The sequence below is a fragment of the Aestuarium sp. genome, from assembly GCF_023253315.1.
Taxonomy (GTDB): Bacteria; Pseudomonadota; Alphaproteobacteria; order Rhodobacterales; family Rhodobacteraceae; genus Marivivens; species Marivivens donghaensis.
The window spans coordinates 14,618-25,856 of record NZ_JALRGW010000010.1 but is presented as its reverse complement, the minus strand read 5'-3'; the positions used below and the strand labels follow the sequence as shown (position 1 = coordinate 25,856).

The 11,239-nt window shown below is 56.5% G+C and carries 9 protein-coding genes; 2 read left to right on the top strand and 7 right to left on the bottom strand.

All coding sequences use genetic code 11. From position 1 onward, the window contains the following. The first annotated feature begins 1 nt into the window (after nucleotide 1). Both AC1QQ2_RS07225 and AC1QQ2_RS07220 read left to right on the top strand, forming a co-directional pair. Nucleotides 2–1,141: a KpsE/RkpR family capsule polysaccharide export protein gene (locus AC1QQ2_RS07225; RefSeq protein WP_479712630.1), complete on the top strand. Its 1,140-nt coding sequence runs from the start codon at nucleotides 2–4 to the stop codon at nucleotides 1,139–1,141. Nucleotides 1,142–1,272: 131 nt separating this feature from the next. After that, nucleotides 1,273–1,971, top strand: a complete 699-nt coding sequence (locus AC1QQ2_RS07220; RefSeq protein WP_479712629.1) for an ABC transporter ATP-binding protein — start codon at nucleotides 1,273–1,275, stop codon at nucleotides 1,969–1,971. On the opposite strand, the gene AC1QQ2_RS07215 is transcribed toward AC1QQ2_RS07220, so the two are convergent. The 7 genes from AC1QQ2_RS07215 to acs form a co-directional block, all read right to left on the bottom strand. Then, the gene (locus tag AC1QQ2_RS07215; protein ID WP_479712628.1) at nucleotides 1,968–4,052 is read right to left on the bottom strand and encodes a 3'-5' exonuclease; all 2,085 of its coding nucleotides are present in this window, start codon (nucleotides 4,050–4,052) and stop codon (nucleotides 1,968–1,970) included. The genes AC1QQ2_RS07220 and AC1QQ2_RS07215 overlap by 4 nt on opposite strands. Continuing rightward, a complete protein-coding gene (locus AC1QQ2_RS07210) occupies nucleotides 4,052–4,432 on the bottom strand; it encodes a response regulator transcription factor (RefSeq protein WP_479712627.1) in 381 nt (126 codons plus the stop codon). The genes AC1QQ2_RS07215 and AC1QQ2_RS07210 overlap by 1 nt, the downstream gene beginning before the upstream one ends. 16 nt (nucleotides 4,433–4,448) lie before the next feature. After that, on the bottom strand, nucleotides 4,449–4,937 hold the full coding sequence (locus AC1QQ2_RS07205; protein WP_479712626.1) for a hypothetical protein: 489 nt from the start codon (nucleotides 4,935–4,937) through the stop codon (nucleotides 4,449–4,451). A gap of 10 nt (nucleotides 4,938–4,947) precedes the next feature. Then, a complete protein-coding gene (locus tag AC1QQ2_RS07200; protein WP_479712625.1) occupies nucleotides 4,948–6,759 on the bottom strand; it encodes a putative nucleotidyltransferase substrate binding domain-containing protein in 1,812 nt (603 codons plus the stop codon). A gap of 91 nt (nucleotides 6,760–6,850) precedes the next feature. Beyond that, the gene (locus AC1QQ2_RS07195; RefSeq protein ID WP_479712624.1) at nucleotides 6,851–8,605 is read right to left on the bottom strand and encodes a sodium:solute symporter family protein; all 1,755 of its coding nucleotides are present in this window, start codon (nucleotides 8,603–8,605) and stop codon (nucleotides 6,851–6,853) included. Nucleotides 8,606–8,617: 12 nt separating this feature from the next. Beyond that, on the bottom strand, nucleotides 8,618–8,875 hold the full coding sequence (locus AC1QQ2_RS07190) for a DUF4212 domain-containing protein (RefSeq protein WP_067546907.1): 258 nt from the start codon (nucleotides 8,873–8,875) through the stop codon (nucleotides 8,618–8,620). Nucleotides 8,876–9,007: 132 nt separating this feature from the next. Continuing rightward, nucleotides 9,008–10,960: an acetate--CoA ligase gene (acs, locus tag AC1QQ2_RS07185; RefSeq protein WP_479712623.1), complete on the bottom strand. Its 1,953-nt coding sequence runs from the start codon at nucleotides 10,958–10,960 to the stop codon at nucleotides 9,008–9,010. Nucleotides 10,961–11,239: the final 279 nt, after the last annotated feature.

Genomic DNA, 11,239 nt, shown 5'->3' with positions numbered 1-11,239 from the left:
GATGACGCAATCGCCTCTGCCACCAGCCCATGCGGCCATATTGCGGCCCCGCCATCGCGGGCTCCTCTGGTCGTTTGTGCTGATCGTTATTCTCCCCGCCGCGATTGCTGCCGCTTATCTCTATCTGATCGCAAAGGATCAATTCGCCTCAACGCTCGGCTTCACGGTCCGCAAAGAGGAAACGTCAATCAACACGGACCTCTTTAGCGGATTGGGACGAACCCTCGGCGCGTCGTCGTCATCAGAGAGCGACATCCTCTACGCCTTTATCCGCAGCCAAGACATCGTCGCGAAAATCGACGCGGAATTGGACCTGCGTCGTCTCTATTCCATGCACTATACCAGCGATCCGCTCATGGGGTTTAACCCTGACGGCACGATTGAGGATCTGACCGATTATTGGCAACGGATGCTCAAAATCTCCTATGACACGGGCACGGGCATGATGGAGGTTTCGGCGATTGCCTTTACCGCCGAGGACGCCAAGGCAATCGCGACCGCGATCTATGACCAGAGCACGGCGATGATAAACGCGCTCTCGGATCAGGCTCGTCTCGACGCCACCCGCTACGCCGCCGAAGACCTCACCCGCGCAGAGGACCGTCTACGCGACATCCGCGAGGCGCTCACCGAATTTCGGACCCGCAACCAGATCGTCGATCCAGAGGCGGACGTTGCGGGGCAAATGGGCCTGCTCACCACACTGCAGGCGCAATTGGCCGAAGCTCTGATCGATTTCGACCTGCTATCGGGCACTGTGCGCGACGGGGACCCGAGGCTCGACCAGATCACCCGTAGGATAGACGTGATCCGCGCCCGTATCGATGAAGAACGGGGCAAATTTGGTGCGGGCGAAAACGGTGATCCTGCCTATGCGACGACCATCGCGGAATACGAGCGCCTCGCCGCGGATCGCGAATTTGCAGAGCTCGCTTATGGTGCTGCACGACAGGCTTACGACGCCGCTATTGCCGAAGCGCAGCGCCAATCGCTCTACCTTGCGTCCTATATCCAACCGACTTTAGCAGAGCGGGCCAGCTATCCCCGCCGCGAGGTGATCTTGGGCCTGATCCTACTATTCACCACATTGGGCTGGGCGGTGATGGCGCTGATTTATTATTCCCTAAGGGATAGGCCATAACCTTTGGGGATAATGATATACCCAAAAGAAATACACACTTTTCGTGCACGCTTTGCGATAGTTAACCATATCCGCCTAAACGCAAGGTTAGTGTGAGCCGTGCGAAGGGTGCCGAATTTAGTGGTGTAACGATGACCTTTCAGTTTCGACCAGACCAGCCGACAGAGCCGTCCAAACGGTTGCCCATCGTACAGATCAACGGTGTGAGCAAAGCGTTTCATGGCCAAGGACGAGACATCGTCGTGGCGAATGACATCACGATGGCCATTCCTGCGGGCACTGCTGTTGCGCTCTTGGGGGTGAACGGTGCAGGGAAATCGACACTACTGAGCATGATCAGCGGCAGTTTGCGCCCCGACGCAGGTCGTATTCTGCGCAATGGCACAGTCAGCTGGCCCGTGGGCTTTGCGGGATCGTTCCACGGCGATCTGACGGGCGCACAGAACACACGCTTTGTCGCGCGGACCTACGGGGTCGACACCGATGCGCTGTTGGACTTCGTCTCTGACTTTGCCGACCTTGGCGATCAGATCAACAATCCGGTGCGAGGGTATTCGTCTGGTATGAGGGCACGTTTGGCTTTTGCGATGTCGATGGGATTGCCGTTCGACCTCTACCTCGTAGATGAAGTGACCGCCGTGGGCGATGCCAAATTCCGTGCAAAAAGCGCGATGGTCTTTAAGTCGCGCATGGAAAGCGCGGGCGCGATTATGGTCAGTCACAACATGGACCAACTACGCAATTTGTGCAGCGCGGGCATGGTGCTCCGCGACGGGCATCTGATGTGGTTCGACAATGTGAACGACGCGATCTGGGCCTATCAGTGCTAGATTTCTAGATCGGTATTCAGATCCTGAATAAGCCGTTTATGCTTGCGCCCTTCGGCAATGACATCGCCAAACGTCTCAATTCCGCGCGCCTCACACATCGCCGTCATCTTGATAAAGGCGTGGGCCGTGGCAATCGTATCGCCCATAGCCGTATGCCTTTGTTCGGGCGGAATCACGATCCCCAACCGCTGACAAATCGCGTCGAGCGTATGTTCCGCGTCCTGACCGAACACGATGGCAGAGAGCAAAACAGTGTCTAACACGGGGTTAGTAAAGGCTTTGCCGATGCCAGCCTCATGGCGCCGTAGAAATTCGAGGTCGAACGGCGCGTTATGCGCGACCAAAATCGACCCACGGGCAAAGCTGTGGAATTGAGCGCCCACAACTTCGATAGTCGGGGCGTTCTCGACCATTTCGTCGGTAATCCCATGCACCTCGGTCGAGCGCACAGGGATCGGACGTTCGGGGTTCACGAGCCGATTGATCTGCTCACCCTCAACGATGCGGCCATTCACAACACGCAGGGCGGCAATCTGGCAAATCTCATCCCCTTGGGACGGCAACAAACCCGTGGTTTCGGTGTCGAATACAACAAAGGTCAGGTCAGACAGCTTTGCCTTTGTCAGCTTGGCGGGTGGCGTTTTCTGCATGAGGTCAAAGTCATATTCGACCCCCCGCTGCATAGACGGCAGTTTGCGACCCGCCAGATGTGGCAGCGGAATTTTCAGGACCGACCGTCCAAAGCGCCCGAACTCTGGCCAGCAATCAGTCGCGTGAATGCGCAGAACCGACCGTCCCGTCACGCCAGGCACGCCGAAATCGAGAGGCTCATCCAGCCACTGAGACATGGTATCAAAGGGCAGCGCATCACCGCTCCAACCCACGGCGATCATCGGGCAATCGTCTTCGTCCGCGACGATCAGTGACGGCACCCGCCCGCCGTGTTGATTGACCACTCGGTCACACAGATGCGCGAGCAGCACGATAATCGGCAGTGCGCCGACATGCAGACGGGTTGCGTCTGGCCCTTCGACGGTCAGATCATTGATATCAAGCCGCGATTTCACCGCGTTGACGATCTGACGGGCTGAAACATCCTCCATCGGCCAGAGCGACCCACGGCTGCTGTCGTATTCCGCAAAATGTTCACCAATGCTGTGCAGCATCGCATCTAGCCCGTCGATCAACCCTTCGGTCATTTCTGGATCAGCGCCGAGGGCGGCGTCCCGTTTGCGGAACTCAATCGCCGTGCGAAGCGATGCCATATGCGGGCGCAAGTCTGCAAAAACACGCGTGAGAAGCGCCGTCGATTGTCCGACCACCGCCAGATCATTGGTCACATCGTCAATCGACATCACGTAACCGGGCGTCACGTCGCTTTCGTCGGCGGCGTGGGTCAAACGCATCCGCGCAGAGAGCGTCCGATGCCCCAACACCGTCGTCACCAAGGTCGGGATGACCATATCGGGCCCCTGCCCGTAGGCGCAAAGACGGTTGTAAGCATCCAAAATCGGTTCAGGTTCGAGGAAGTCGAATAACGAATGGTCAAGTCCAGGGTGATGGTGATCCTCGTCCAGCATCTCTGCCGCAACTGAGTTATAGAACGCGATTTTATGCGTCCCCGAACAGAGCACCACACCGAACGGCACATCCGCCGCCATCGCCACAAGCTGCTGTTTTTCATTAATCAATCGCGTGGTTTCCTGCGCGACCGTCTCGGCCAAGGCGTTGCGGGTCTGCGCGAGGTGGCGTGTCACCTCACGTGCGGCTGGGGCAAGATCGCCAAGGTAACGCGCGGTTTTCGGGTCCAATTCCTCTTCAATGTCCGTATGCGCCCGCGCGGTCAGGGCACCCGCCAACCATTGCATCGGCTTGGCGAGGTTTTCGTCAAACAGATACCAAATCCAAGTCATCAGCCCCAAAAAGCCAAAACCGCCAATGATCTCTGCAAAGAGGAAACCATCCTGTTCGCGCTGACTGCCCAGCCATAGCCCCGTGCCAAAAATCCCCAACCCGCCGAGGGTCATGAACACAAAGAACAGCAGAATCCGAAGACGCAGATGTAGGCGGTCCAACTTCATCATAGGCTCTCCAACTGCACAAACGGCGCGAGAGTTGCGTGCAATTCTGCGGGGCCGAAAGGTTTGGTCAGGGTCGCGGTCGCGCCAACGGCCTTGGCCTTGCGGACCTCAATGTCGGTGTTGCGAATGGTCATCAGGATGACTGGCAGCGCGTCGAAATCTTCGCGCAGGCGTAACGCCTGACACAAGGCAAAGCCCGATTGATCAGGCAGGCTCGCATCAATGACCACGAGGTCGTAACCGTTCGAGGCAATCTGGGTGAGAGCCATTTCAGCCGTTGAGGCAACATCAACCACCAAACCATTCGCGCCCAACATCGTCGCGATTGCCTTGGTTATCGGTCGTTCGTCTTCGACCAAGAGGACTTTCTTCTCACCCATTTTACTCTCCACACTTTTACGAGCGGGAACACACCGCCTGCATCATTGGGTCTTGGGGGTCGAGCGGCGCAAAGGGTTCAGCACCGCCATCCGTCAAAACCCGCGCAATTTCCGAGGTTTCACATTTAAATCGAACAGCAATCACCTGCTCGGGTTGCCAACGCATCATGCGATAGAGAACCGCCTCGCGCTCACCTGTCGCCGCCATGTCCGTGACATCTGCAATGGCCAAAAAGCCTTCGACCTGCGGCCAAGCGTAGGTCCACGGTTTGTAAAACGCTTTGACCTCTGCGGTGTCGATGACCTCTGCACCTTCGGGCAGGCCGCCCGAGGTTACTTCAAACCAAGAGTATTCGTTGTAGACGCTCAGCCCCAACATCCCGAGGCCAGCCATCACAGGCACGATCCATTGTGGTGCGCGGTTACGAGTGATTTTCCGTATGCCGAAGGCAATCCCTGCCATCCCCACGCCCGCGATCACGACCGCGACTAATTCATATAACATGCGTCCTCCCTTAACGCGCTGCCGAGGATGACAGGGCGCTTTGCATGGTTCTTACGATGACGAACGCGTCGCGAAGGTGCGACCGTTCGAAAGCTGGTAACGATGATGGCGTCAGGTAGTTGTCGGGCTTTTGCCCCCCACGGACCTGCGCCGCTTGATGGTTTAGGCGCACTGTGGCGATGGTATCATAAGCGGCCAAGAGGTCGGCGCCCCCTGCCTCGGACACGATGCCAGCCTCAATCGCGCTATCAATCCGCGCGCGTGTGTTCACTGCAGCGATCTGCGCCTTCAGCGCATAAATACGCCCAAGGTCGACAATCGGCACAACGCCGTTGTGTTTCATATCAAGCGTATTGCGGTGTTCACCTGATTTGATCGTCGCAAACCCACGGAACAGCGACAGCGGCGGCACGTGTTTGAGCGAATTCGACGCCATATGCGCGACAAAGATGGAATCCTTTGCCGCCATCGCCAGCGTATCGCCCTGAAGTTCGGAAAAGAGCGTTTCATCCCCCGCGATGGGCCGCAGGTCGAACATGACCGAGGCCAACATCTGCGCTTCTTCGTTCGGTTTTGCGATCCACATGCGGAAATAGCTCTGCCAGACTGACAAACGCTGCCGCCAGCGATCAGCGGTCGCCATCATATCACCCGGGCAATAGACGTAGCCGCAGGCGTTCAGCCCGTCACAAACAAAGGTCGCGAGCTGCGCGAAATACCGCATATCATCGTCGGTCGCACTGTCGTGGATGATCAGACAGTTGTCCTGATCCGACACGCCCGTTTGTTCGCGGCGACCTTGGCTCCCGCAAGCGGCCCAGCAATAGGGCACGGGCGCGGGGCCGAATTTAACCTCGGCCATTTTGAGCAATCGTCGGGTGACGATGTCGGCCACATCGGTCACTTTGCGGGTGACAACGTCGTGGGCAAGGTGGCTACCGACCAATTGCATGAGGAAATCGGGCAGACGTTTCGTCACCTCAGACATTTCCTCAACGCTGGTGGCACGGCCCAAGTCCGCAATCATATGCGCCTGCGAAGTAGCGAGGAACCGTGTCAGGTCGGTCTGGGTGATCATCCCGCGGAACTTGCCATTCTCGACAATCGGTAAGTGACCAATGCGGTGATCAATCATCATATGCATCACGTCCGACCCCAAGGCTGACGGGTCCAACGTCACGGGGTTGCGGGTCATTATGGTGTAGACGGGGAGGTCAGGATTTAGACCCTCTGCCAGCACTTTGTTGTTCATATCGCGCACGGTGAGGATGCCGACCAGCTTGTCGTTTTCCTCAACCCCGAGCGATGAAATCCGTTCATCCCGCATCAGCCGCGCGGCGTCCTTGATCGCCAGATCGGGCGCGCAGGTGATCGGTTCATGCGCCAACATGTCCTCGACATGCAGCGTTAAAATCCCGCCTTGGGTGATGCCACGGGCACCGCCACGGGTGAAATATCGGTTAAATGTCGCGAAGTGTTTGACCGCGTTCAGAAACGCATCAGCGGGAAATAGATGAAGCACACAATCGCTCGCCGCGCGGGCATTGGTTGCGGCCTTGCCGTCCCGCAAGAGACCCCTTTCGCCGAAATGGTTTCGTGCGCCCAAGATCGACACCAAAGCCCCAGAGGCATCCGTGACCTCAACCGTGCCGTCCTCAATCAGGTACACCCCTTCGAGCGGATCATCGTGGCTGTAGATCGTTTCGCCCGTCACAACATCACGGCGGATCAGCCCCGCACCAACCGTTTTAAGGTCGTGCCGCTCTAGTCCGTCATAAGGGTGAGTGGTTGCGAGAAACCGAATAATATCTGCGTTTTCCAAAGGAGCCTCGTGATCAAAAAAGGGCGCGGGATATACTCCCGCGCCCGATCATATTGTCACGGGTCAGGTTTTGCACTGACCTACGTCAACCTTAGTGGTCAACAGCCGAACCTGCACCGCGCGGAATGCGGATGCTTTCAACCAGCTCCTGAACGTCAGCCGGAACTTCTTCGGTCGCGTTGGACACGAGGTAAGCTACGATGAAGTTGATCAGAGCGCCTACAGCACCGAACGAGGTCGATTTGATCGACAGAAGCAGCGGGTCAGCATCCGAGAAGGACGCAGTCGATGCGACGAAGAACCAACCTTTGTGCAGGAAGATGTAAACGATGGTTGTGATCAGACCAGCGAGCATACCAGCCACTGCGCCCTTGTTGTTGATGCGCTTCGAGAAGATGCCCATCAGGATCGCAGGGAAGATCGACGCAGCAGCAAGACCGAATGCGAGAGCAACGGTTTGTGCAGCGAAGCCCGGAGGGTTGAGGCCGAGCCAGGTTGCAACTGCAATAGCAACAGCCATTGCGATACGTGCAGCCATCAGTTCGCCTTTTTCCGAGATGTTCGGGTTGATCTGAGATTTGATCAGGTCGTGCGAAACAGCCGATGCGATAGCCATCAGAAGGCCCGCAGCGGTCGAAAGCGCAGCAGCAAGACCACCAGCAGCAACCAGTGCGATCACCCAGCCCGGAAGCTGTGCGATTTCAGGGTTAGCCAGAACCATGATGTCACGGTTAACGGTCAGCTCGTTTGCGTCGCCGTTTGCATAGGTGATAGCGCCGTCGCCGTTTTTGTCGTCGAACGACAGCAGACCGGTTTTAGCCCAGTTGTTCACCCAGTTCACGTCGTTGCCCTGTGCGTCTACACCAGCTTCGATTTCAGCCAGCGAAAGCGCAGCTTCCGATGTGCCGTTCGGGTAGAAGGTGTTGATCAGGTTCAGACGAGCCATTGCGCCAACAGCCGGAGCGGTCAGGTACAGCAGCGCGATGAACACCAGAGCCCAACCAGCCGACGAACGTGCGTCCTTAACGGTCGGAACCGTGAAGAAGCGAACGATAACGTGCGGCAGACCTGCAGTACCGATCATCAGCGATACGGTGAACAGGAACATGTTCAGGGTGGTGTCAGACTGTGCGAGGTACGACTTGAAGCCGAGATCGCTCAGAAGACCTTCGAGGTCCTGAAGGATCGGTTGGCCGGTCGCAACAGAGTCAGAGAACAGACCCAGACCCGGGATCGGGTTGCCAGTCAGCTGGAGCGAGATGAACACAGCCGGAATGGTGTATGCGATGATCAGAACAACGTACTGAGCAACCTGAGTGTAGGTGATGCCTTTCATGCCGCCAAGAACAGCGTACATGAATACGATCGCAGCACCGATGAACAGGCCGGTCGAGTTCGACACTTCGAGGAAGCGCGAGAACGCAACACCAACGCCGGTCATCTGACCGATAACGTAGGTTACAGATGCGATGATCAGACAGATAACCGCAACGGTACGTGCAGTTTGGCTGTAGAAACGGTCGCCGATGAATTCCGGCACGGTGAATTTACCGAACTTACGCAGGTAAGGTGCCAGAAGCATTGCGAGCAGAACGTAACCACCGGTCCAACCCATAAGGTAAGCCGAGGTGTCGTAGCCGCCGAATGCGATAATACCAGCCATCGAGATGAACGATGCTGCCGACATCCAGTCAGCGCCGGTCGCCATGCCGTTGAGAACCGGGTGAACACCACGGCCTGCAGCATAGAATTCAGAAGTAGATCCGGCGCGAGCCCAGATCGCGATGCCGATGTAGAGCGCGAAAGTCGCACCAACAACCAGCAGGTTAAGCGTAAACTGATCCATTGGTTGTGCTCCTTACTCGTCCACGCCGTGCTCTTTGTCGAGCTTGTTCATCTTTGCAGCGTAAACAAAGATAAGAACAAGAAAGACAAGGATCGAACCTTGTTGTGCGAACCAGAAGCCCAGATCGGTGCCACCGATTGCGATGCCCGAAAGCACCGGACGCAGCAGGATGCCAAAACCGAACGAAACAACAAACCAGATCACGAGGCTGATGCCAATGATCCGTTTGTTGGCTGCCCAGTAGGCGTTGTTGTCGCCATTGTTAGCCATTGAATTTCCTCCAAGTTACCCCACCTTCGGTCCCTCAACCGAAGGGTAATATAACAGGGCGCGTACGCCCTGCTCCCTCCCCCCTTTCGGGGTTTTAGTAGAACGCGGGTGAAGTTCCCGCGTTCATACTGTTCAGCCCTTATTGTGGACCGAATTCTTAATAAGATCGTCTACAACGGACGGATCGGCAAGCGTAGATGTGTCGCCGAGGCTTCCAGTGTCATTTTCTGCGATCTTGCGCAGGATGCGACGCATGATTTTGCCCGAACGTGTCTTTGGCAGACCAGGTGCCCACTGGATCACGTCTGGTTTAGCAATCGGACCGATCTCTGTGCGGACCCAAACTTCGAGCTCCTTCTGAAGCTCAGCAGTCGGCTCAACACCGTTCATCAGGGTGACGTAGCAGTAGATGCCCTGACCTTTGATGTCGTGCGGGTAGCCAACAACCGCGGCCTCAGCGACAGCAGCGTGAGCCACCAGCGCGGATTCTACTTCGGCGGTGCCCATGCGGTGACCCGATACGTTGATCACGTCATCGACGCGGCCGGTGATCCAGTAGTAACCGTCTGCGTCACGGCGGCAGCCGTCACCAGTGAAGTAGTAGCCTTTGAAGTCAGAGAAGTAGGTCTGCATAAAGCGCTCGTGGTCACCGTAAACGGTGCGCATCTGACCCGGCCACGAGTCTTTGATGCAGAGAACGCCTTCAGCTTCGGTCTCGTCGATCTCTTTACCAGTGGTCGCGTCGAGCAGAACTGGCTGCACACCAAAGAACGGTGTGGTTGCCGAACCCGGCTTCGTCGGGGTTGCACCCGGAAGCGGTGTCAGCATGTGACCACCAGTTTCGGTCTGCCACCATGTGTCAACGATCGGACGTGTGCCTTTGCCGACAACATCGTTGTACCAGTTCCAAGCTTCAGGGTTGATCGGCTCACCCACGGTGCCGAGGATGCGGAGCGACGACAGGTCGTATTTCTCAACAAACTCTTTACCCATGCCCATCAGCGAACGGATCGCGGTCGGTGCGGTGTAGAACTGAGTAACTTTGTGCTTTTCACAAACAGCCCAGAAACGGCCAGCGTCTGGGTAGGTCGGAACGCCTTCGAACATCAGGGTGGTGCCGCCGTTAGCGAGCGGGCCATAGACGATGTAAGAGTGACCAGTTACCCAACCCACGTCAGCGGTACACCAGTATACGTCGCCTTCATGGTAGTCGAAGGTGTATTCGTGGGTCATCGCTGCGTAGACCAGATAACCACCAGTCGAGTGCACAACGCCCTTTGGCTTACCAGTCGAACCCGAGGTGTAGAGAATGAACAGCGGGTCTTCTGCGTTCATCGGACGTGCAGGGCACTCTGGCGAAGCGTGGGACATGAGGTATTTCACGTCAACGTCACGGCCATCGATCCAAGTGGTCTGATCACCAGTGTGTTTCACAACAAGGCAACGCACCTTGTCCGAACAGTGCAGAAGCGCTGCGTCACAGTTGGATTTCAGTGCAGTGCGACGACCACCACGCGGAGCGGTGTCAGCAGTGATAACAACCTTCGCACCAGAGTCGTTGATGCGGTTTGCCAGCGCGTCAGGCGAGAAGCCCGCGAACACGATCGAATGGACAGCACCGATACGCGCACAAGCGAGCATCGCGTAAGCAGCCTCAGGGATCATCGGAAGATAGATCACAACGCGGTCGCCGCGCATCACGCCTTGGCTCAGCAGGACGTTTGCGAAACGGTTCACCTTCTCGGACAGCTCATTATAGGTGATGTGCTGTGCAGGCTCATCTGGCGAGTCAGGCTCGAAAATGATTGCGGTCTGATCACCGCGGGTCGCGAGGTGACGGTCCACACAGTTATATGCTGCGTTGATCACGCCGTCTTCGAACCACTTGATGTCGACGTTGCCGTGTTCGAACGACGTGTTCTTTACCTGCGAGTAAGGCTGCATCCAGTCCAGACGCTTACCGTGCTCACCCCAGAATGCCACGGGATCGTTCACCGAAGCCGCATACATCTCTTTGTATTTCGCCGCGTCGATATGAGCGCGCTTCACCACCTCTTCGGACGGCGGATAAATCTTGTCAGTCATGAAATTCCTCCCGAGCATTCTGTAAATCTCGGCTCGGGGCTCCTCTCCCCAAGCTACTTGACTGTGATCATACACCATTTTCCTGTCAACGGTCGCATAAACATAAGCGCTAACAGTATTTTTTTGTAAAATCTTTTACCAACAGAATTGAAAATCAGTAAACCGTTTTGCAGATTCGCGAAATTTCCTTTGTTTTTCTGCAGTTTGACGCAACGGCACTTTCTGACCTTTGACAGCAGCCAGCAGACAACCGATATACGCACATACGACCAAAGAATG